At 70.3% G+C, this 21,868-nt stretch carries 19 protein-coding genes; 11 read left to right on the forward strand and 8 right to left on the reverse strand.

Annotation, left to right across the window (positions count from 1 at the left end):
* Positions 1 to 61: 61 nt before the first annotated feature.
* A complete protein-coding gene (locus tag OG787_RS23525; protein ID WP_369029231.1) occupies positions 62 to 475 on the forward strand; it encodes a hypothetical protein in 414 nt (137 codons plus the stop codon).
* Positions 476 to 477: 2 nt separating this feature from the next.
* Here OG787_RS23525 and OG787_RS23530 read toward each other — a convergent pair whose 3' ends face one another.
* Positions 478 to 909 carry an SH3 domain-containing protein gene (locus OG787_RS23530; protein ID WP_369029230.1) on the reverse strand — a complete coding sequence of 144 codons (432 nt, stop codon included), beginning with the start codon at positions 907 to 909 and terminating at the stop codon, positions 478 to 480.
* A gap of 155 nt (positions 910 to 1,064) precedes the next feature.
* Here OG787_RS23530 and OG787_RS23535 point away from each other — a divergent pair, with 155 nt between their 5' ends.
* A complete protein-coding gene (locus OG787_RS23535) occupies positions 1,065 to 2,006 on the forward strand; it encodes a hypothetical protein (protein ID WP_369029229.1) in 942 nt (313 codons plus the stop codon).
* On the opposite strand, the gene OG787_RS23540 is transcribed toward OG787_RS23535, so the two are convergent.
* Positions 1,912 to 3,276: a PLP-dependent aminotransferase family protein gene (locus OG787_RS23540; protein ID WP_369029228.1), complete on the reverse strand. Its 1,365-nt coding sequence runs from the start codon at positions 3,274 to 3,276 to the stop codon at positions 1,912 to 1,914. The genes OG787_RS23535 and OG787_RS23540 overlap by 95 nt on opposite strands.
* Before the next feature lie 101 nt (positions 3,277 to 3,377).
* Between OG787_RS23540 and OG787_RS23545 the strand changes: the two genes are divergently transcribed.
* The 3 genes from OG787_RS23545 (at position 3,378) to OG787_RS23555 (ending at position 7,243) form a co-directional block, all read left to right on the forward strand.
* Positions 3,378 to 4,151 carry an alpha/beta fold hydrolase gene (locus OG787_RS23545; RefSeq protein ID WP_369029227.1) on the forward strand — a complete coding sequence of 258 codons (774 nt, stop codon included), beginning with the start codon at positions 3,378 to 3,380 and terminating at the stop codon, positions 4,149 to 4,151.
* 134 nt (positions 4,152 to 4,285) lie between these two features.
* Positions 4,286 to 5,266 (forward strand): endonuclease/exonuclease/phosphatase family protein, encoded by a 981-nt coding sequence (locus OG787_RS23550; protein ID WP_405536294.1) that lies wholly within the window; start codon positions 4,286 to 4,288, stop codon positions 5,264 to 5,266.
* 30 nt (positions 5,267 to 5,296) lie between these two features.
* Positions 5,297 to 7,243, forward strand: coding sequence for an FUSC family protein (locus tag OG787_RS23555; RefSeq protein WP_369029226.1), 1,947 nt, complete (start codon positions 5,297 to 5,299; stop codon positions 7,241 to 7,243).
* Between the two features lie 83 nt (positions 7,244 to 7,326).
* Here OG787_RS23555 and snpA read toward each other — a convergent pair whose 3' ends face one another.
* On the reverse strand, positions 7,327 to 7,968 hold the full coding sequence (gene snpA / locus OG787_RS23560) for a snapalysin (RefSeq protein WP_405536295.1): 642 nt from the start codon (positions 7,966 to 7,968) through the stop codon (positions 7,327 to 7,329).
* A 240-nt stretch (positions 7,969 to 8,208) separates the two neighbouring features.
* Between snpA and OG787_RS23565 the strand changes: the two genes are divergently transcribed.
* Positions 8,209 to 9,162, forward strand: a complete 954-nt coding sequence (locus OG787_RS23565) for a LysR family transcriptional regulator (protein ID WP_405536296.1) — start codon at positions 8,209 to 8,211, stop codon at positions 9,160 to 9,162.
* 11 nt (positions 9,163 to 9,173) lie between these two features.
* Here the strand turns inward: OG787_RS23565 and OG787_RS23570 are convergent, their stop codons facing one another.
* The gene (locus OG787_RS23570; RefSeq protein ID WP_369029223.1) at positions 9,174 to 11,234 is read right to left on the reverse strand and encodes a PhoX family phosphatase; all 2,061 of its coding nucleotides are present in this window, start codon (positions 11,232 to 11,234) and stop codon (positions 9,174 to 9,176) included.
* 322 nt (positions 11,235 to 11,556) lie between these two features.
* Between OG787_RS23570 and OG787_RS23575 the strand changes: the two genes are divergently transcribed.
* Positions 11,557 to 13,224 (forward strand): VWA domain-containing protein, encoded by a 1,668-nt coding sequence (locus OG787_RS23575; RefSeq protein ID WP_405536297.1) that lies wholly within the window; start codon positions 11,557 to 11,559, stop codon positions 13,222 to 13,224.
* Positions 13,225 to 13,460: 236 nt separating this feature from the next.
* Here OG787_RS23575 and OG787_RS23580 read toward each other — a convergent pair whose 3' ends face one another.
* On the reverse strand, positions 13,461 to 13,682 hold the full coding sequence (locus tag OG787_RS23580) for a transposase (RefSeq protein ID WP_405536298.1): 222 nt from the start codon (positions 13,680 to 13,682) through the stop codon (positions 13,461 to 13,463).
* Here OG787_RS23580 and OG787_RS23585 point away from each other — a divergent pair.
* The gene (locus OG787_RS23585) at positions 13,681 to 14,904 is read left to right on the forward strand and encodes an RNA-guided endonuclease InsQ/TnpB family protein (RefSeq protein WP_405536299.1); all 1,224 of its coding nucleotides are present in this window, start codon (positions 13,681 to 13,683) and stop codon (positions 14,902 to 14,904) included. The two genes, OG787_RS23580 and OG787_RS23585, sit on opposite strands and share 2 nt — an antisense overlap.
* A gap of 91 nt (positions 14,905 to 14,995) precedes the next feature.
* Here the strand turns inward: OG787_RS23585 and OG787_RS23590 are convergent, their stop codons facing one another.
* Both OG787_RS23590 and OG787_RS23595 read right to left on the reverse strand, forming a co-directional pair.
* Positions 14,996 to 15,412: a PIN domain nuclease gene (locus tag OG787_RS23590; protein ID WP_369029220.1), complete on the reverse strand. Its 417-nt coding sequence runs from the start codon at positions 15,410 to 15,412 to the stop codon at positions 14,996 to 14,998.
* Positions 15,409 to 15,618 carry a type II toxin-antitoxin system VapB family antitoxin gene (locus OG787_RS23595; RefSeq protein WP_369029219.1) on the reverse strand — a complete coding sequence of 70 codons (210 nt, stop codon included), beginning with the start codon at positions 15,616 to 15,618 and terminating at the stop codon, positions 15,409 to 15,411. The genes OG787_RS23590 and OG787_RS23595 overlap by 4 nt, the downstream gene beginning before the upstream one ends.
* A gap of 129 nt (positions 15,619 to 15,747) precedes the next feature.
* Here OG787_RS23595 and metG point away from each other — a divergent pair, with 129 nt between their 5' ends.
* Positions 15,748 to 17,472 (forward strand): methionine--tRNA ligase, encoded by a 1,725-nt coding sequence (gene metG / locus OG787_RS23600; RefSeq protein ID WP_405536300.1) that lies wholly within the window; start codon positions 15,748 to 15,750, stop codon positions 17,470 to 17,472.
* A gap of 9 nt (positions 17,473 to 17,481) precedes the next feature.
* Here the strand turns inward: metG and OG787_RS23605 are convergent, their stop codons facing one another.
* Positions 17,482 to 17,922, reverse strand: a complete 441-nt coding sequence (locus OG787_RS23605) for a hypothetical protein (RefSeq protein WP_369029217.1) — start codon at positions 17,920 to 17,922, stop codon at positions 17,482 to 17,484.
* Positions 17,923 to 18,180: 258 nt separating this feature from the next.
* Here OG787_RS23605 and OG787_RS23610 point away from each other — a divergent pair, with 258 nt between their 5' ends.
* Positions 18,181 to 18,546 carry a PH domain-containing protein gene (locus OG787_RS23610; protein WP_235476740.1) on the forward strand — a complete coding sequence of 122 codons (366 nt, stop codon included), beginning with the start codon at positions 18,181 to 18,183 and terminating at the stop codon, positions 18,544 to 18,546.
* A 115-nt stretch (positions 18,547 to 18,661) separates the two neighbouring features.
* Positions 18,662 to 21,859 (forward strand): FG-GAP repeat domain-containing protein, encoded by a 3,198-nt coding sequence (locus OG787_RS23615; RefSeq protein WP_405536301.1) that lies wholly within the window; start codon positions 18,662 to 18,664, stop codon positions 21,857 to 21,859.
* The last annotated feature ends 9 nt before the right edge of the window (positions 21,860 to 21,868 follow it).

A 21,868-nucleotide genomic window follows, 5' to 3' on the forward strand; every position in this document is an offset into this window, starting at 1 on the left:
TGCCAGCGGCCTTTCACAGGTGTGCTCTGGAGGGCGGGGGCGAGAAGAGAGGAGCACTCTCATGGCTCACGCGACGCCCGGTTACCCGGACATCTTCAGCGCCCGGACCCACCAGGCCGTGAACCGGACGCTGCCCGTCCTACTCGGGCTGGTCTACGGCTTCTGGGCCGCGGCCAACCGGCGCGACGGCGGCCCGATCACCGGCTGGAACGTCCTCTTCGGCTTTGTGACCGCGCTGGCGTTCGTGGTGGCGTTCATCGGCGTACGGGCGCTGGCACCGCGGCTGAAGCGGGAACTGCACGCGGTGACGTGGGCCTCGTTCGCCGGGGTCGCGTTCGGGTTCCTGTACAGCCAGACCGGGGCGAGTGTGCTGCGGTCGACGGGGAACGCGCTGATGGTGGCCGGGTTCGTCTTCGCGGTGCTGTTCTACCGCTACTACACGCACGAGGACGCGGCCGGTCACCGGGTGAGCTGACGTCAGCCGAAGGTGACGTTCCAGCTGAAGCTCCACGTCCCGGAGAAGCTCCACTGGCCGTCGTCGTCCTTCCACTCGGGGCAGGGGTCGGTGCAACCGGGCACCGACCTGCCTCCGGTGTCGATGAAGGCGGCGCTCGCCCAGGCGTTGACGCCGGGCAGCCAGTACCAGTGCGGGTCGCCGCGCACGGTCTGTCCGACGACCGAGCACTCGACGCGGCCGTGGCTGCCCGGTGACAGCTGTCCGACGACGGCCGAGTCGGTGGTCGGCTGCTTCCGCAGGTTCAGGTCACCGGCGGAGACGACGGTGCCCCGGACCCCGGAGCCGTCCGCGCCCGCCGGCGTGGCCGCCATCGCCGTACCTACCGGTACCGCCAGGATTCCGCCGGTGAACAGGGCCGCGGTCAGGGTCCGCAGGGCCGGGGTGGTGCGCATGGTCCGCCTCCTTCTCCCCCGCCATCGCCCCAAAACCAGGAAACACCCGTTCGGGTGAACGCTCCACCGGAGGCTCCACCGCGGAGGCTTGTCCCGCACGCCCATATGCAGTCAACCGGCTCGCGTTTCCCGCCCCCGAGCCCTTGCCTGGGGGAGTGCCTCACCGTCTCCGGAGCGCCCTGTCGGCCGTCCTCACCGCCCTCGCGTGCCTGCTGCTGCCCTTCGGCGCGCTCTCGGCCTGGGCGGCGTACGGGCTCGCCGACACCGGCCGGTACGTCACCACGATGGCTCCGCTCGCCGAGAACCCGTACGTCCAGGACGCCATCGCGGACAACCTCGGCGCCGGGATCGTGCACGCGATCGACGTCGGCCCGTTCGATGCCGGCGCCAACCACTTCGTACAGGACGCGGTGCACTCGTTCACCCGCACCGAGGCCTTCCGCGCGGCCTGGGACACGGCCAACCGCGCCACCCACGAGGCCGTCCTGCACGCCCTGCGCAACGACGCCCCCAGCACACAAAGCACCTATGGCAGTTACGGCGGCGAGGGCGCCGTAACCATCGACCTCGCGCCGGTCACCGCCCAGGTCAAGCGCCAACTCACCGACGACCACGTGCCGTTGGCGAGCCACATCCCCATCGCGCACACCGAGGTCGCGGTGCTGCCCGCCCAGGATCTCGTACCGCTCCGGAAGGGTTTTCGCGTGCTCGAAGTCGCCGGTTTCTGGCTTCCGGTGACGGCCGGCGTCCTCGCCGTCACCGGTATCGCGCTCGCCGTCCGGCGCCGCCGGGCGATCACGGCGACCGCCCTCGGTACGGCCCTCGGCGGGGCGCTGCTCGGCGTCGCGCTGGCGATCGTCCGCCGTCTCACCCTCTCCGACCTGCCGCCGGGCGTCTCCGCACCGGCCGCCGGCGCCGTCTACGACGCCCTGACGGCCACCCTCCGCACGGTCTCCTGGCTGCTCCTCGCCCTGGGTCTCGCCGTGGCCCTCGGCATGTGGGTCACCGACCGGTACGGCCGCGCCGGGCGACTGCGGCGAGCGTCCGCAGCGCCCGGGCCAGCTCCGGTTCCGGAGCCGACGCGAGTCCGAGCCTGACGGCGTCCGGCGCCCGCTGCGGCCCCACGGCGAAGGCGTCCCCGGGTGTGACGGCGATCCCGTGCGCCGCGACGGCGGCCGTGAAGGTGTCCGCCCGCCAGGACGCGGGCAACTCCCACCAGGCGTAATAGGCGTACGGATCGGACCGCACGGCGCCCCCGAACTCCGCCAACTCCCGTGCCAGCAGCCGCTGTCGACGCGCCGCGTCCACCCGCTTGGCGGCCACGAGCCGCGCCACGGTCCCGTCCTCGATCCACCGCACCCCGGCCTCCAGCGCGAACCGCCCCGCACTCCACCCGCCCGACCGCACGGCCGCCGCGACGGCTTCGGCCCGGTCCGGCGGTACGACGAGAAAGCCCACGGTGAGCCCGGGCGCGACCCGCTTGGACAACCCGTCGACGACATGGGCGAGTTCGGGGAGGTGGGCGGCGAGGGGCGCACCCGCACCCGACGGCTCGGTGAGGAACGACCAGATCCGGTCCTCCACCAGCGGTACACCCAACTCCCGCACCACACGCGCGAGTTCACGCTTCCTCCCCTCGCCCATGGTCACCGACGTCGGGTTGTGCAGCGTCGGCTGGACGTACAGCGCGGACAGGGGAGCGCTGCGGTGGGCGGCGGCGACGGCGTCGGGGCGCACGCCGTCCTGGTCCATGGCCAGCGGCACCAGGACGATGCCGAGGCGGGCGGCGATCTCCTTGACCAGCGGGTACGTCAGCGCCTCGACGCCGACCCGGCCGCCCGTCCGGACCAGGGAGGCGAGGGTGGCGGCGATCGCCTGCCGGGCGTTGCCCGCGAAGAGGACACCGTCGGGGTCGGGCCGCCAGCCCGGGGTGGCGAGGAGCCCCGCGACCGCCGTCCGGGCCTCGGGGGTGCCGTCGGCGGGCGCCGGGCGCAGCGCCTCCGTCAGCACATCGGGCCGCAGGAGAGGCGCGAGCGCCGGGGCGAGCAGCTCCGACTGACCGGGCGCGGAAGGGTAGTTCAGCTCCATGTTGACCCTCGGGGCCAAGGCGGTGGCGGCCACCGGCTCGGCGAGCGCGCGCCCGTTCGGCGCGGGTGGCGCGGCCCGGACGAACGTGCCGCGTCCGACCTCGCCGACGACCAGTCCACGCCGTACGAGTTCGCCGTACACCCGCCCGGCCGTCGACCCGGCGATCCCGCGCCGCCGCGCGAACGCCCGCTGCGGAGGCAGCCGTTCACCGGGCCGGAGGCGTCCGCTGGCGATGTCGTCGGCTATGCGGTCGGCGAGACGCCGGTAGTCGTCGTCCATCAAGTACCCCCGTACAGAAGCGAATTGCCGTCCCGGCGAAATTGCACCGAGAGCAAAGATCTTATTGCACCGAGGAGTTGGGTCGATCTAGGGTTGCCCACATGACCCCCCTTACCCCTCTTACACCCCTTACCCCTCTTGTCCTGATTCACGGCCATCCCTTCGACCGTACGATGTGGACCCCGCAGACCGAGGCGTTCTCGGCCACCCGCCAGGTCATCACGCCCGACCTGCGCGGCTACGGCAGCTCCCCGCTCGCCCCCGACGCCGTCACCCCTCTCTCGCGGTTCGCGCAGGACATCGAGGCGCTGCTCGACGAGGCGAAGGTCGAGTCGTGCGTGCTGGGCGGGCTGTCGATGGGCGGCCAGATCGTCATGGAGTGCTGCGCCCGGTTCCCGGAGCGCGTCCGGGGTGTGGTCCTCGCCGACACCTTCCCCGCCCCCGAGACCCCGGAGGGGCACGTGGCCCGCAACGCGATGGCGGACCGGCTGCTCGACGAGGGCATGGGCGGGTACGCCGACGAGGTGCTGGAGAAGATGGTGGCGCCGTACGCCGACGCGGGAGTCAAGGCCCACGTCCACCGCATGATGACGGCCACGGACCCCCGGGGCGCGGCGGCGGCACTCCGGGGCCGGGCCCTGCGCCCCGACTACCGCCCCCTGCTGACCCGCCTCACCGTCCCGGCCCTGGTCGTCGTGGGCGCCGACGACGAGTTCACCCCGGTCGCGGACGCCGAGGCCATGCACGCGGCGCTCCCCGACTCCACCCTCCAGGTGATCGAACGCTCGGCCCACATGCCCAACCTGGAACGCCCGACGGAGTTCAACAGGGCCCTCGCCGACTTCCTGGCGACCCGGATCGACTCGGCCGCCTGAAACCTCGTACAGCACTATGCGGGGAATCGACGAAAGCGCCCCAAAGGGGCGCGGGGAACTGCTCGACCAGCCACGGACGGCCCGCAGCTTTACTACCGCGTTTCCCTTCCCCGTGCCCCCCGTATGGTCGAGCCGTGGGAGGACTACGGGACCGATGGGCGACGGCGGCGGTCCGGTGCGTGGGCGCCGGGTTCGGTGCGGTCAGTGTCGTCGTCGTGTGCCGGGCCGTCGACGCCGATGCCGTGACCCCCGTACCGCAGCTCCTCGCCTTCCTGCCCTGGCTGCTCGCGCCCACCGCCGCCGGCCTGCTCCTCGCGCTGGTCGCGCGCTGGCGGGCCGGGATGGTGTGGGGCGTGGTGCTGCTGGCGGTCACCGGGTGGTTCACCCAGCCGTACGGGACGGGGAGCGAGCCCGGTGGGGCGGTCGTCGCCGAGGTGCGGGTGCTGACGGCCAACGTGGAGTTCGGGGAGGGCACCGGCGCGCTGATCCCGGTCGTGCGGCGGGAGCGGCCCGACCTCGTGTTCGTCGAGGAGTGCGAGTACCGCTGCCAGAGCGCCCTCTCGGCTGCCTTCGACCGCCGCTATCCCTACCGGGAGGCCGTCCCGGGGGCCGGTTCCGAGGGTTCCGTCATCCTCAGCCGCTTTCCGCTGGAGGGTACGGACGGTATCCCCGGCAGCACGATGGGCATGCCCGGTGCGGTCGCCGAACTGGCCGGCGGCCACTCCGTACGGGTCCAGCTCGCCCACCCGATGCCGCCGGTCCCCGGCCAAGTCGGCCTCTGGCGAAAGGAGTTGGGGGCCCTGCGCGACTTCGCCGCGGAGAACCCCTCCCGTACGCCCACCATCCTCGCGGGCGACTTCAACGCCTCCCAGGACCACGCCGCCTTCCGCCGCCTGCTCGACACGGGACTGCACGACTCCGCCCGGCTGGCGGGGGCCGCCCGTACGCCGAGCTGGCCCGCCCGTACCGCTCCGACGGCCGGCGCGCAGATCGACCATGTGCTCGTCTCCGGGGAGTTCTCGGCGAGCGGCGCCCGTTTCCTCGGCGTCGCCGACAGCGATCACCGCGCGCTGGTCGTCGACCTGGCCCTCCACCAGCACGAACGCGCCCGCTGAAAGGCAGGCGCCTGCGGCGATAATGGGCCCATGCCCCGCGAGTTCCCCATCGGCCTCACACCTCCCGACTGGCTGGTGCGGAACCTCAAGCCCCAGCCGGCTCCGCCCGTCAACCGCCCCGCCATGGCCCGCGCCGCCATCGCCATGTCGCTCCCCCTCGCCATCGGCCTCGCCACCGACCACCCCGCCTATGGCGCCCTCGCCTCCATGGGCGCCCTCTCCGGAGTCATCGGGGACACCGCCGACGCCTACCGGATGCGCATCCTCAACATCGCGATCCCCCAGCTCTTCGGCGCCCTCGGCGTCACGCTCGGCTCGCTCGTCTACGGCCAGGGCTGGACCGCCGTCGTGGCCGTCACCTGCGTGGCCCTCGTCTCCGGGATGATCTCGACGATCGGCGCGGTGGCCTCCGTGTCCGGACTGCTGCTCCTCCTCAACTCCGTGATCGGGGCGGGCCTGCCGCTGCCGGGGCAGTGGTGGCTGGCGCCGGTACTGATGTCCGGCGGCGGCCTGCTCGTCCTGGCCCTCGCCCTGCTCGCCTGGCCGCTGCGCTCGGGGGTGCCGGAGCGGGCCGCGGTCGCGCAGACCTACCGCACGGTCGCCGAACTGCTCGCCGCCTGCGCCACCGACGGCTACGAGGACGCCCGGTACGCCGTCACCCAGTCCCTCAACCAGTCGTACGACCTCGTCCTCGCCCGGCGCGCCCGCCACCACGGCCGCAGCCCCGAACTCGTGCGGCTGCTCGCCCAGTTGAACGCCATCACCCCGGTCGTCGAGGCCGCCCCCGCCGCCCACCAGGCCGGCCGCCCCCTGCCGCCCGAGGTCCCGGAGGCGGTCCGCCACCTCGCCGACGCCGTCGACACCGGCTATGGCGGCCCGACAGGGCTGAGCGTCCCCGCCCCGACCGACCACACCGGCCGCGCCGTCGAACAGGCGCTGCGGCACGCCGCCGAGGTGGTCGGCAGCCGCTCCCCCGACCTGCGTGTCTCCGGGGTCGAGGACAGGCTCGGGCGACCGGGCGCCCTGCGCGCTCGCGCCACCGGCGCCGCCCGGGACGTCGTCCTGTCCGCCGACTCCTGGCGCTACGGCGTACGTCTCGCCCTGTGCATCGGCCTCGCGCAGGTACTGGTCTCGATCGTGCCGGTGCCACGCTCCTACTGGGTCGCCCTCACGATCACCTTCGTCCTGAAGCCCGACTTCGGCTCCGTCTTCTCCCGGGCGCTGCTGCGCGCCCTGGGCACGGTCGCCGGGCTGGTCGTCGCGGCGGCGGTGCTCGTCCAGGTCCCGCGCGGCTGGTGGGACGTACCGGTGATCCTGCTCCTCGCCACGCTGATCCCGGCGCTCACCCCACGCGGATACGGCTACCAGACGGCCGCCATCACCCCGGTGATCCTCCTGCTCTCCGACATCCTGAACCACCAGGGCACCGGCCTGCTGCTGCCCCGACTGCTCGACTCCCTCATGGGCTGCGCGATCGCCCTGGTCGCGGGCTATCTCCTCTGGCCGGAGAGCTGGCACACCCGCGTCGGCGACCGCCTCGCCGACGCGGTCGCGGACACGGCCCGCTACGTCGAATCGGCGTTCCGCGCCGACACCGAGGGTGCGGCCCGCGCCCGGATGCGGCGCCGCCTCTACCGCGATCTCTCCGTCGTCCGTACGGAGTTCCAGCGCGCGCTGACCGAACCGCCGCCCACCGGACGACGGGCCGCTGCCTGGTGGCCCCTGGTCGTCGCGGTGGAACGCATCGTCGACGCGACGACAGCGGCCCGGGTCCACATCAAGCAGGGGGCGAAGCCGCCGTCCGACGCAGAGATCGCCCAAGTGGCCGTACAGCTGCGGGAGTTGTCGGACGGCCTGCGCCGGGTGGAGACGCTGTACGCGGTGCGTACGGACCTCAGCGGGCCGGCGGACAGTGTGCTGGAGCCGCTGCGGCAGGAGGTGGCGGCGGCGCGGGCGATCACGTCGCCGAAGGAGTAGGGAGGAAGGGGGGCGCGGGCCGTCCCTGTGCAGAGGGACGGCCCGCGCCTGTGGGGGGTGGGGGCTACTGGGGTACTGGGGTGCTAGCGCAGGGCTGCGGCAAGCCCGTTGATCCACAGCTGGTTCACTCGGGCACGTTCGGCCGCGTTCGGGGTGGCGTTGGTGCAGGACGTGCCCGGACCGCCGCCCGACATCAACTCGCTGCACGGGCCGGAGTAGTGGTCGGGCAGACCGAGGACGTGGCCCGTCTCGTGGGCGGTGATACGCGTCGGGTCGTACTGCTCGCTCTGCGCGTAGTCGATGAAGATGTAGCCGCTGCCGTGACCGTCCGTCGAGGCGTACGAACCGTTGGAGCTGTTGCCCTCGCGGTAGGTGAAGTCGGCGGCGGACGCGGTGCCCGACTGGAGCTTCACGTTCGTCACCGAGCTGTTCCAGATCGAGGTGGAGCGGGCTATCTCGGCGCTGAAGGAGGGCGCGCGGGACGCGTTGTAGATGACGGTGACGGCAGCCGCCGAACGCGGGTTGGCGGCGCGCTTCTCGGCGACGGACTTCAGTACGGCCTCGAAGAAGGCCTTGTTCGCGGCGGCCTCCTCGGCCGACCCGGCGTACGACGCCCGTACGGCGGGACTGGGACTGGCCGTGGCGGGAACCGCCGTACCCAGCGCGAGAGTTGCCAGACTGAGGCCTAACGCCGCCGCCACGACACCAGAGGTGGACTTGCGCATCGATGACTCCTTGAGTGGGGGGTGAGTCGATCGGTCGTATCGTGAGTGTCGGTCCCTGTACGGCGGCTGTGATGATGGCAAGTGGCGATAGCCCGGCGCTATCGCGCCCCAAAGAGGCGCGGGGCTGTTTCGATTTGCGGCTCCGCCGCGGGGCGCAACCAGCCCCCACCGGCCCGCACCCTGTGTACCGTCGGATGACATGGACACGAACATGCGCGCACCCCGGGCGGAGCCCCCCGCATGGAACTAGAAATACGGCACCTCAGGGCGCTGTGCGCCATAGCCGACACCGGCAGCCTGCACCGCGCCGCCCGCCAACTAGGCGTGGCCCAGCCCTCGTTGAGCACCCAGTTGCGCCGGATCGAGCAGGAGCTGGGCGGCGAGCTGTTCACCCGCACCCGGGCCGGCTGCCGTCCGACACCGCTCGGCCGGGTGGTCCTGAGCCGGGCCCGCCCCCTGGTGGCGGAGATGCGCTCCCTGGTCACGGAGGCGAGGGCGGCAGCGGCAGGAGGACCCCAACTACGCATAGGTTCGACGGCCAGTCGCGCCCTCTCCGGCTGGCTCCGCCGACTGCGCCAGCGCCAGCAGGAACCCACCCTCCGCATGGACGTCTCCGCGAACGCGCTGCTGCGCATGGTGGCCGACGGCCAGCTGGACGTGGCGTTCGTGCACGAGGTCGAGGGCTGTCCGCTCCGGGTCCCGGACGGCGTGTGCCTGCGCGTACTGGTCGACAGGGAACCCCAGTTCGTGTCCCTGCCCGCCGACCATCCGGCCACCGCGAGACCGGTCGTCCACCTCTCCGAGCTGGCCGGCGACCGCTGGATGGTGGACGAGACGGTCGACGGCGAGTTCGACGCCGTACTGCGCATGCTGCGCACCGCCGGCCTCAACCCCCGTGTCCTGCACGGCGATTACCACACCACGGCCTCGCTGGTGGCGACCGGCGAGGTCGTCACCGTCTGCCAGGCGACCTGTCTGCCACGCCCCGAGATGGCGGTACGCCGGCTCCACGGCGACCCGCTCGGCGTACGGCTGCTGCTGGCGGCCCGTACGGAGACGGACCTCGACGGAGTGCATCCGGCGCTGGCGGAGGCGTACGAGGAGGTGGCGCGGCAGGCACCGGCGTACAGGGAGTGGCTGGAACAGAGTGCTACGAAATCAGGTACGAACCCCCCGGTCCCAGCCCTCCCCTAGATACCGCCGGGTCAGCTGCCGATGTCGCAGCCGTCCTTGCGCCACACCGCGACGACCGCCGGGCGGACGTACGTGCCCGGGCCGTCGGGCCAGGTGCTGGCCGGGGTCTCGACGGTCGCGCCGGTGATCTCGCCCGGGTGCTGCACGGCGACGAGCACCTGGCGCTCCCCGATGACCGGACCGCAGGTCTCGGCGCCCTTCGGCACGGTCAGGAACTGCTTCAGGTCACCGCGCCGGGCACCCTGGGTCGCCACGCCGAACAGGCCGTCGTGCGAACCGAGCTGGGAACCGTCGGTGGAGATCCACAGGTTGCCGTGCGGGTCGAAGGCCACGTTGTCCGGGCAGGAGATGGGGCTGACGTCGTCCTTGGGGAAGCCGGCGAAGTAGGTCGCCGGGTCCTCCGGGTCGCCCGCGACGAGGAAGAGCAGCCAGGCGAACGAGGTGCTCTCCGGCCGGTTCCAGCGCTCGGTCAGCTCCAGGATGTGGCCGTGCTTGTTGGCGTTGCGCGGGTTGGGCTCGTCGGCCTTGGCGTTCGTACCGACACCGCGGTTGGTGTTGTTGGTGAGGGCGACGTAGACCTTGCCGCTCTTCGGGTTGGGCTCGATGTCCTCGGGCCGGTCCATCTTGGTGGCGCCGACCTTGTCACCGGCGAGCCGAGTGAAGACGAAGACCTCCTCGGCACTCATCCCCTCGACGTGCGAGACGGCGCCCTTGGCGGTGGCGGTCGCCAGCGGGATCCACGTACCGCTGCCGTCGAACTCACCGTCGGCGGGCAGCTTGCCGGTGCCGTCGATCTCGATGGCGGGGGAGTCACCGGTGAGCTTGGCGACGTACAGCGTGCCCTCGTCGAGCAGGGAGAGATTGTGCTCACGAACAGACCGCGAATCCCCGTGCCGCATCCGCTTGCTGCTGACGAACTTGTAGAAGTAGTCGAAGCGCTCGTCGTCGCCTGTGTAGGCGACGGGACGCCCGTCGGAGGTCAGCCGGATGGTGGCACCCTCGTGCTTGAAGCGTCCGAGGGCGGTGTGCTTGCGGGGCGTGGAGGAGGGATCGTAAGGATCGAACTCCACCACGTAGCCGAACCGGTGAACCTCGTTGGGCTCCTGGGCGACGTCGAACCGCTTGTCGAACCGCTCCCACTTGCGCTCGCTGGCGCCGGTGCCGATGCCGTACCGCTTGTCGGTGGCGCTGGAGGCGTTGGCGAAGTACTGGTTGAAGTTCTCCTCGCCGTGGAGGGTGGTCCCCCAGGGCGTCGTACCGCCGGAACAGTTGTTGAGCGTGCCGTAAGCCTTCCGCCCGGTCGGATCGGTGGAGGTCTTGAGGAGATCCGACCCGGCGGCCGGTCCGGTGATCCGGAACTCGGTGGTGGCGGTGACGCGCCGGTTGAGCGGGTGGCGGGGTACGGGCGTGAGCTTCCCGGTCCTCCGGTCCCCCTCCACCACCACAGCGGAGAGCCCGTGCGCGGCCCAGGCGATCTCGACCTGCTCGCGGGTGGGGTTGGCGGCGTCGTAGCCGCGGAACATCAGGATCTCGTCGGTGTACTCGTGGTTGGCGACGAGGAGCTTCTGGCTGCCGTGCAGGGGGAGCAGGGCGAGGAAGTCGTTGTTGTACCCGAACTGACCGGCCTGCGCGGCGGCGGTCTGGTGCTCCGGGTCGAAGGCGGGAGCACCCTTGACCATGGGCTCACCCCAGCGGATGACGACGTTCTGGCTGTAGCCGCCGGGGATCGTCACGGCGTCGGCGGTGTTGGGCTCGACGGCGGTGAAGCGGAGCCCGCGCGGCACGGAGGAGTGGGAGGGGCGGAAGGTGGAAGTGGCCGCTTCCGCACCCTGGGCGCCGGCGACGTTCACGGCGGTACCGGCCGCGGTGGCCACGGTGACGACGGCGGCGGCCCGCATCACGGAACGGCGGCTGAGGGCGCCGGCGATCACATCGCCGACGTATTCGTTGGTGCTGGTGTTGGGAACCTCGTGGAAGCAGGCGTCACCACACCGGAAACGGCAGGTCATCGCGGACCGGCCGCCAGGATGCGATTCGGACGGCGATCCGATCAACGGCAGCAGCTTGCGCACTTTACTCTCCCCTTGGTGTCCCCATACGTGCCCTTGGTGTGAGCGTGACGCTAGGGGGGCGGGGGTGCAGGGGCGGGGCCGCCGGGTGAACGAACGGTGAACCTGTGGGAGCGGTAAGGGTGTTGGGGACGCGAATGGCATGCTCGCGGCCTGGTGGGGAGGGGGACGGAGAGGGGACTTCGAGGTTGGCGGAGTGGCACCCTTGACGTCCGTCGGGTTCCGTGAAAGACCCAGCCCAAGATCGCCAGCGCGGCCCGCTAACCTTACGTGTCCGTCCTGGCCAGGGATTGACGGGCTACAACTCACGTGAAGGGTTGCGCACATGGGCATTCTCACTCTCCTGCGGAACGCGTTCGGCAAGTCACGCAAGGGGCGGGACGCCGAGGCGGCGCCCGCGCGGGAGGCGGAGTCGGCTCCTCAGCAGGAGGCCACCGAGCCGAAGATTCCGGCACCGTCCCCGGAACCGACCCTGACGGAACCCCCGAAAACCCCGGAAGCGACCATCCCGGCACCTGCGCCGGAGCCAACTCCGGCCCCCGCCCCGTCATCGGTGGTGGACGACCTGGTGTCGGCAGCCTTCGACAACGTGACGGTCCCGAAGCCGGCAAAGCCGGTGGACGAGGCCGAGGCGACGCCGGTGGCGACCGAGGCGGAGCCGGTTACCTCCGAGGCGGAGCCTGCGGCAACTGAGGCGGAGCCGGTGGCTGAGGCTGCGGCGGAGGCCGAGGTGAAGGCGGAAGCTGAGGTGAAGACGGAAGCTGAGGCTGAGGCTGAAGTAAAGGCGGAGGCCGAGCCGGTCGCCGAGGCCGAGGTGACGCCGGAGCCCGAGGTTGAGGCTGAGGCTGAGGCTGAGGCTGCCGTTGAGGTGACCCCGGAGCCTGAGACTGAGTCCGAGGCTGCCGTCGAGGCGACTCCCGAGCCGGAGCCGGTGGCCGAGGTGACCCCCGAGGTCGAGGCCGAGGCCGAGCCGGTCGCCGAGGAGTCGACGCCGGAGGCCGAACCCGAGGCCGCGCCGGTGACCGAGGTCGAGCCCGAGGGTGAGCCCGTCGCCGAGGAGCCGACGCCGGAGGCCGAACCCGAGGTCGCGCCGGAAGCCGAGGCCGAAGCGGTCGTCGAGCCGACCCCCGAACCCGAGGTCGAAGCGGTCGCCGAGGAGTCCGCTCCCGAAGCCCCCGAAGTGACGGCGGAGCCGGAAACGGAGCCGGAGTCCGTGCCCGAGCCGGCTGACGACCTGGAACCGGCAGCCGCCGACGCGGGGGAAGCCCCACAGGGGCCACCCGCACCCGACAACGAAACCGCCACGGGCGGTGCGGGTGGGAACACTGACACGGCCGATGGCGAAGCCGAGGCCGAGACCCCCGTCCCCGCAACCCTCCTCACCGCCTACAACGCCGCCACCGAAACCCTCACCACCCTCAACCTCACCAACACCACCGCCAAGATCTACCTCGTCCTGGACCGCAGCGCGTCAATGCGCCCGTACTACAAGGACGGCTCCGCCCAGGCCCTCGGCGAGCAGACCCTCGCCCTCGCCGCCCACCTCGACCCCGACTCCCAGGTCCACGTCGTCTTCTTCTCCACCGAACTGGACGGCACCGGCGAGCTGACCCTCCCCGACCACGAGAACAAGATCGACGAACTCCACGCCGGCCTCGGCCGCATGGGACGTACGAGCTACCACGTGGCCGTCGAGGAAGTCCTCACGCACTACCAGAAGTCCGGCACCACCGACCCCGCCCTGGTCGTCTTCCAGACGGACGGCGCCCCGGACGCCAAGACCCCCGCGACCCAGTCCCTCACGGACGCGGCGAAGAGCCACCCGGCCGTCTTCTTCTCCTTCGTCGCCTTCGGCGAGCAGGACAACAAGGCCTTCGACTACCTCCGCAAGCTGAAGACCGACAACACGTCCTTCTTCCACGCGGGCCCGACCCCGCGCGAGCTGACGGACACGGAACTGTACGAGGGCGTACTGGCGAACTGGCGCCCGTAACTCCTCATAGAACCCTCCGCACAACAACCGGCAACCACCCGAGAACGACGACAGGGCCCGGCCATGCTCCGGGCCCTGTCCCTGTATTCCCCCCATAGCCTGATGGCTGCGATGCGGAGATTTGCATGTTCCTGTCCGGCGAAGCCGGAAGCCCCGTCTTCACCACCCGTGGCACGGAGCGCCACAATGGCAGGTCCCGGCGGAGCCGGGTGAGACGGTGACCTTGGGTGGGAAGTTCACCGGAAGGTGGACGGGGCTGTTCCTACCAGTTCGCACTCGAAGTCCGCACACACCAACCGCATGATCTCCTCAACACGCGCCAGGTGAACATCTGTGAACACCTTGCGCCGGAACCTGGTCACGAAGACCAAGTGGACATGCATCACGAGAGCACAGTGCCTACCAGTTCTGATCTTCTGGATCTCACCCATAACCCAAGTACATAGCGTGGCCGTCATGCAGCTTCGGTACAGCTTCCGCCTGCACCCGGACACCGGCCAGCAAGCGGCACTGGCCAAGGCGTTCGGGTGCGCCCGCGTCGTGTTCAACGACGCCGTGCGCGCCCGCGAGGACGCCCGGAAGGCTGGCGAGGCGTTCCCGACGGCCGGTGAACTCTCCAGGAAGCTGATCACCGAGGCCAAGCGGACCGGCGAGCGGTCCTGGCTGGGCGAGGTCTCCGCCGTCGTGCTCCAGCAGTCGCTGCGGGACGCCGAGGCTGCCTACAGGAACTTCTTCGCCTCCCTCAAAGGAGCTCGCAAGGGTCCGAAGATGGGTGCGCCCAGGTTCAAGTCCCGCAAGGACAGCTGGCAGTCGCTCCGATTCACGGCCAATGCCCGCTGGTCGATCACCGGTAGCGGGCGGCTGAACCTGCCGAAGATCGGGGCGGTGAAGGTGAAGTGGTCCCGCACTCTGCCCACCAGCCCCACCTCGGTCACCGTGATCAAGGACTCTGCCGGGCGGTACTTCGCGTCCTTCGTGATCGACACCGACCCGCACGCCGACGCCGCCGCGATGCCGGACACCGACCAGCAGGTCGGCATCGACCTCGGGCTGACGCATTTCGCCGTCCTCTCCGACGGCACGAAGATCGACTCCCCACGGTTCCTGCGCCGCGCGGAGAAGAAACTGAAGAAGGCCCAGCGCGAACTGTCCCGCAAACAAAAGGGATCGCAGAACCGGGAGAAAGCCCGCCTGAAGGTCGCCCGCGCCCACGCAAAGGTGGCCGACGCGCGCCGCGAGTTCCACCACCAGCTCTCCACACAGCTGATCCGCGAGAACCAAGCGATCGGTGTGGAGGACCTGGCGGTGCAGGGACTGGCGCGCACCCGGCTGGCCAAAAGTGTGCATGACGCGGGCTGGTCACAGTTCGTGGCCATGCTGGAGTACAAAGCGGCCCGGTACGGACGGACCCTGGTGAAGATCGGCCGGTTCGAGCCGACCAGCCAGGTCTGCTCGGCCTGCGGGTTCAAGGACGGTCTCAAGCCCCTGTACGTGCGGGAGTGGACCTGCGCCGCGTGCGGCACGTTCCACGACCGGGACCACAACGCCGCGAAGAACGTGAAAACGGCCGCCGGACTGGCGGAGACAGCCTGTGGAGCGCAGGTAAGACCAGGACTCGTCCCGGCACAGCGCGACGAAACAGGAAGCCACGGATTCTCCCCCGAACCCCGTGCCGCGTAGCAGCACAGCAACGGACGAGAAGGCCAGAATCCCCGGGCGCCAGCCCGAGGAGCAAGTCAAATCACGGAGCAGGAGCCCTGGGACGACCGATTCAGGACTCGGGCCCCAGCCAGACGGTCGACTGCCCCGTACAGCGAGCGACGGTCTCGAAGTCCCGGTCGTGATGGAGAAGTGTCAGGCCCGACAACTCGGCCGTGGCGGCGACGAGCAGATCGACCGGCCCGGCCGAGCGCTGCTCACCGTTGTCGGTGAGCAGCAGCTGAACCTCGCGAGCACGCTGGTAGATGCCGGCGGGCATCAGGGTCCCGCTGAACAGCTGCCGCAGCTCCTCCTGAATGCCGTCGCGGTCCGCTCGTCCGCGAGCCGAGAAGAGAATCTCCAACTCGGTCAGATCACACAGCGCGACCAGCCCGTTGTCCAGCGCCTGCCCCCAGGCTTCGTCATACGCATCACTGCTGAGCAGGCGCACGGCCGCCGAGGTGTCGATCAGGTACGAGAAGTCACTCACCGACGGTAGTTCCTCTTGTCCAGAAGGATGTCGAAGTCACCGCGGGCCCCCCACTCACGGAGCTTGGCCAGCGCTATGGCCCGGCGGCGCCGCTTGGCGACCTCCAGCAGCGCGGTGTTGACAGTGTCCTTCTTGGTCTTCGTGCCCAGCAGTAGTTGCGCTTCCGCCAGAGCCTCGTCGTCGACCTCGATGAGCAGCTTCGACATGACAGACCTCCCCAAACAGCCATATAGATGAACACCCAAAGCATATATAGGCTCCGCTACCCTCCACGCGCAGCTACGATTCCAAGGTTCGCCAAACAGCACGAAAATCAACCTGGGAGCAGCCCCCCGATGGCACAACACCTCATCACCAGCGCCCTTCCGTACATCAACGGGATCAAGCACCTGGGCAACATGGTGGGGTCCATGCTCCCGGCGGACGTCTACTCCCGGTACCTGCGGCAGCGCGGTCACGACGTCCTCTACATCTGCGCGACGGACGAGCACGGCACCCCGGCCGAGCTGGCGGCGAAGGAGCAGGGCATCCCCGTGGCGGACTTCTGTGCGCAGGCGCACGACGCGCAGAAGGCGGTGTACGACGGGTTCGCGCTGGCCTTCGACTACTTCGGGCGGAGTTCCTCCCCGCAGAACGTCGAGATCACGCAGCACTTCGCCCGGCGGCTCAACGAGAACGGGTTCATCGAGGAACGCGCGATCCGGCAGGTGTACAGCCCCGCCGACGGCCGCTTCCTCCCGGACCGTTACGTCGAGGGCACCTGCCCCCACTGCGGCTACGACAAGGCGCGCGGCGACCAGTGCGAGAACTGCACCCGGGTTCTCGACCCGACCGACCTGATCAACCCGCGAAGCGCCATCTCCGGCTCCACCGACCTGGAGGTCCGTGAGACCAAGCACCTCTTCCTCCTCCAGTCGAAGCTCCAGCACGAGGTCGAGGAGTGGGTGGCCGCCCACGAGGGCCAGTGGCCCCACCTCGCCTCCTCGATCGCCCGCAAGTGGCTGACCGAGGGCCTGCACGACCGCGCGATCACCCGCGACCTCGACTGGGGCGTCCCGGTCCCGGCGGACACCTGGCCTGAGCTGGCGGCGGAGGGCAAGGTCTTCTACGTCTGGTTCGACGCCCCGATCGAGTACATCGGCGCGACGAAGGAGTGGTCGGACCTCGACCCGGAGAACCGGGACTGGAAGTCCTGGTGGTACGAGGCGGACGGCGGCGACAACCCCGTCCGGTACACGGAGTTCATGGCCAAGGACAACGTCCCCTTCCACACCGTCATGTTCCCGGCCACGGAACTCGGCGTCCGCGAGCCGTGGAAGAAGGTCGACGTCGTCAAGGCCTTCAACTGGCTGACGTACTACGGCGGAAAGTTCTCCACGTCCCAGAAGCGGGGCGTCTTCACCGACCAGGCCCTGGCCATCCTCCCGGCCGACTACTGGCGCTACTTCCTGATCGCGAACGCCCCCGAGTCCGACGACTCCTCCTTCACCTGGGAGCACTTCACCGCCACGGTGAACAAGGACCTGGCGGACACCCTCGGCAACTTCGTCAACCGTGTCCTCTCCTTCTCGAAGAAGCGCTTCGGCGACGAGGTCCCGGCGGGCTCGGCGGCCGGCGAGGCGGAGACGAAGCTGGGCGAGCAGATCGCCGAGCTGCTCGCGGAGTACGAGAACCAGCTGGAGGCGCTCCAGTTCCGCAAGGCGGCGGCAGCCCTGCGCGCCCTCTGGTCGGCGGGCAACTCCTACCTGGAGGAGAAGGCCCCCTGGCTGGAGATCAAGACCGACCAGGACGGCGCGGCCCTGACCCTGCGTACGGCGATGAACCTCATCCACCTCTACTCGGTGGTCTCGGAGCCCTTCATCCCGGCGTCGTCGGCGACGATGCGTGCCGCGTTCGCGCTGGGGGACGACACCAGGACGTGGATCACGGCCGAGGAGGCCAGGTCCCTGTCCACCGTCCCCGCCGGCACCGCCTTCACGGTCCCGCCGGTCCTGTTCGCGAAGCTGACGGACGAGGACCTGGAGACGTACAAGGAGCGCTTCGGCGGCGCGTCCGAGTAGCCGCACAGGTCACGCGGTGACCCCGAACCGCCCGTGGACTCCCCGGAGTCGACGGGCGGTTCTGGCTACCGCCTCGTCGTCGACATCGGCATCGACCTCGGCGCCCGGCGGACCGGACGCCTGCCCGAGAGCGGCGCGGGCGGCCCGTACGTACTGGAGCCCTTCCACAGCGGTCTGCCGCGCGAGCGCGTACTCGGCGGGAGTGCGGGCGGTGGCCAGCTGGCCCCGGGCGGCGTGGTGCCGTCCGGTCGCCTCGGCCAGCGCCTGCGCGGCGGCTTCGTCGGCGCCCGGCCGCAGCCCGGCCAGACTTCCCCCGAGCCGTACGACCCACCGGTTGGCCTCGACCTCGGCGTCCAGCCCGGAAAGTCCGGCCTGCTGCCTGCGCAGCAGCACGACGGAGGCCACCGCTCCCACGATCAGCAGCAGCGTGAACGGAACGACGATTCCCATGACTTCCTCCAGCGAGCGCGAGTGCGGCAGTTCCCATGGAACGTCCCCCCTCTGTGCGCTCCCGACGAGAAGTCTGTGTGCCGCCTGCGAACCTCCGATGTGATCCCGCGATCCAGGCCCATCTCCGCATGTACGGAATCTCCCGCTCCTCTAGGCAGGCCATTGTTTCGGCCGATATACAGGCCGAAGATCATGTGAAGCCAGTCAATTACCGAGACATGGGCAGAGATTTGCATCTGTCCACAGGGGGGCACAACCATGGCACTTTTCGGCAACGCGCACACCGTCGACCCGACGGCCGCCCAGCAGGACTACGCCCGGCTGCTCGGCCAGAACGAGCAGGTGCACGCCGCCTACCAGCTGGTCCGCGACACCATCCTGTTCACCGACCGCCGGCTCCTCCTGGTCGACAAGCAGGGCATCACCGGCAAGAAGGTCGAGTACCACTCGGTCCCGTACCGCAGCATCACCCACTTCGCGGTGGAGACCGCGGGCACCTTCGACCTCGACGCCGAACTCAAGATCTGGATCTCCGGCTCCCCGACCCCGGTCCAGAAGACGTTCACGAAGGGCGTCGACATCTACGAGGTGCAGGCGATCCTGACGCAGTTCGTGGCCAAGTAGGCACACCAGGGAAAGCAGACACAGCGGGACGCAAGATCACGGCCCGTCCCAAGCCCTGGTAAAGTCCGCTCACTTGTGCGAGGGCTGGGGAGCCCTCCTGGGGAGGGAACCTCACGTGGGCAGACACGCCCTGGGACGGGGCGGGCCTACCGCGCTCGTCTCCGCTTTCGCGGTCGCCGTAGCGGCCGGCACCATCACCCTGTTCGCCGCGACGCCCGACGGCGGCGGCGCGGCGCAGGCCGCCTCGGTGGCCGGAACACCCGCCACCACCGAGATCGTCCTGGACGATCCCCGCTCGACGACCCCCCGCACCGAGCGCCTGCTCGCGGCGGGCGAGACCGGTTTCCTGCACCGGCAGAGCGGCGTCGAGGGGCTGTTGTGGACGAACTACGCGGACGGCGTCACCGTCACCGTGCGGGGACCGAGCGGGGTCTACCAGCCGAACGCGTCCGCCGGTTGCTACGACATCACCGAGGCGTGCCCTTCGGGCTTCTTCGCACAGGGCGCGGACATCGTGGCGATGCCACCCGGCGACGGCAGCAAAACGGCTGTGCTGTGGAGCCCCGACGGCAGCCTGCGGAGCGTCTCCCTGTCGTCGAGCGACTACATCGGCACCTACGGGTCGACAGTCGTCACGACCGACAAGGACAACATCGTGGGTGACGGTGCCGGGACGGACGGCACCTGGCTGGAGCTGATCGACCTCGTCGACGGCGAGCAGCGCAACCGTACGGTGACCGGCTTCCCGACCGACGACTACTTCGGCTACGCGTTCGGCAAGACCGGCGACCAGGCCGGTGCGGTCCTCTCCTACTCGGTCAAGCAGGCCGACGGCACCCGCAAGTCCACCATCGGCTATGTGGACTTCGCGACCGCCGAGTTCACCGTCGCCTTCACCGGTGCGGACGACTCTCCGAAGGTCGTCCTCACCGAGGACCGGATCGGCTGGTACACCCCGGCCTCCGGCCTGCACCTGAAGCCCCGCGCCGATCTCACCGCCGACGAGACGGTCCCGGTCGCCGGGGACCCCGACATCGGCGAGGTCAGCTACGTCCCCGTTCCCGTTCTCGTCGGGGACTGGCTCGTGCTGACGAAGCCGAACGGCGGCAGCACCGCCGTCTCCCTGGCCGACGGCACCACACGCACCCTGCTGGACAGCACCTACGGCAACCCGCTGGCCATGCCCGACGGCTCCGCCCTGGTCACCGGCGGCACCGGCGCCGCCGACTGGTGGGTCCACCGGATCACCGAAGGCCCGGACGGCGCACCGCAGTTGACGAAGCTGTACAAGGTCGCCCCCAGGGAGAACACCAAGACCGGGCTCGCCCTCAGCCGGGGCAGCCTGCGGGTCGCGGAGGACACGTCGACGACCAGCACCACCGACTCGACGTCCGTCCGCACCCTCACCACGGACAACGCCACCACCCTGACCGCGTCCACCGCCACCGAGGGCGAGACGGTCAACTCCATCTGCCCGTACGCGGACACCACCTGCTCGGCCCTGTGGGGCAATGGCGGCCACAGCGGCACGGAGCCCGAGGACGTCTATCTCCAGAAGACGTCCGGTGGCAAGGAACGCCTGGTGTCCATCCACGAGGAGAGCTCCAACGGCGTACTGGAGTTCGGCACCGGTGGCGGCGTCATCGTCGACGTCTCCGACAACTTCGCCGTCTACAACTCCGGCGGCACCACACCCGCGCAGTACGTGGGCGAGTTCGGCCAGGGCCAGAAGCTGAAGCGGACGATCCGCGCCGCCGCCCTCAACGGCCCCACGCTCTGGAGCGCCACCGCCACCTCGGGTCAGCTCACCTCGTACAGCCTCACCGCGAACAAGACGCTGGCCACGGTCACCGTCCCGGGCCTCGGTTGCGTCCCGAGCGAACTACAGGCGGCGGGCCGCTGGGTGTACTGGGCCTGCGGTACGGACTCGGCGGGCGTGTACGACACCGCGTCCCGCAAGTCGATCGCCGTGCGGCCCGGTGACGTCCTGCTCGGCGACGGGTTCACCGTCCGCCACGACCACGCCACCGACGAACTGGTGCTGACCGAGACCCGCACCGGCACCACCCGCGTGCTCGCGTCCCGCGTCCCGGACACCGGCCTCGCGGCGGACCGGCGTTACCGCTGGACGGTGGACGAGTACACGGGTCTGGTGGCCTGGTTCGACTCGTACGAGCAGACGCACGTCGCCACGACGGCGGTCGCCCCGTCCAACCTGACGGTCATCGACACCTGGACCAACACCATCGTTTCTCCCTCGTCGCCCTGGACGACCGGCTGGGACTTCTCCCGCCCCGCCACCTCCTGGTCCCTCACCCTCACCTCGGTCCAGAGCGGCCCCACGGGCCGGGCCACCCGCACGCTCACCGGTTCCGGCACGGCAGTGCAGGGGGTGTCGGTGTCGTGGAACGGCAAGACGGCGAGCGGGGTGTACTTCCCCAACGGCTCCTTCACCTGGACCCTCAAGGCGACCGGCCTCGGCACCTCGGCGCAGATCACCCTGGCGACCGGACGCGGCGGTGTGGAACGCGGGTCGGCCGTGCGCCACGACTTCGACTACGTCAACGGCTCCGGCGACCTCGTCACCCTCAGCCGCTCCGGCGCCCTGAGCTTCCACGAGAGCATGGGGTGGGGCAAGTTCGACGACCCCGGTCACTCCGGCAACGGCTGGCCCACCTCCATCACGGCCGTCCCCTTCGGGGATCTGAGCGGCGACCGCTGCAACGACGTCCTCATCCGGCTGGCCAACGGGGCCCTGCGCCTCTACAAGCCGGGCTGCGGAGCCACCGTCCACCCGAAGACGGCGTACACCACCCTCGCCACCTCCGGCTGGACCCAGCACGACATCCTCACCTCCCCCGGTGACCTCACCGGCGACGGCCGCCCCGACCTGATCGCCCGCAAGGCGTCCACCGGGGCCGTCTACCTCTACAAGGGCACCAGCGCGGGCAAGCTCTCGGGGGCGGTCGCGCTGTACGCCAACTGGAAGGGCTACAAGAAGATCGTCGGCGCCGGGGACCTCAACGGCGACGGCATCGGCGATCTGCTCGCCCAGGACAAGGCCAACAACCTGTACCGGTTCAACGGCACGGGCCGGGGCACCTTCACGGCCCGTACGAAGCTGTTCGGGTCGTGGGGAGCCTCGTACAACGCGGTCGTCGGCGTCGGTGACATCAACAGCGACGGCAAGGCGGACCTCGTCGCCCGCGACACCGCCGGCAACCTGTACCGCCAGAGCGGGGACGGGAAGGGGTCGTTCGGGGCGCGTACGAAGATCGGGAGCGGCTGGGGGACGTACAAGTCCGTTTCCTGACCGTGAGGT

It is taken from the genome of Streptomyces sp. NBC_00075, assembly GCF_045041225.1.
Taxonomy (GTDB): domain Bacteria; phylum Actinomycetota; class Actinomycetes; order Streptomycetales; family Streptomycetaceae; genus Streptomyces; species Streptomyces adonidis.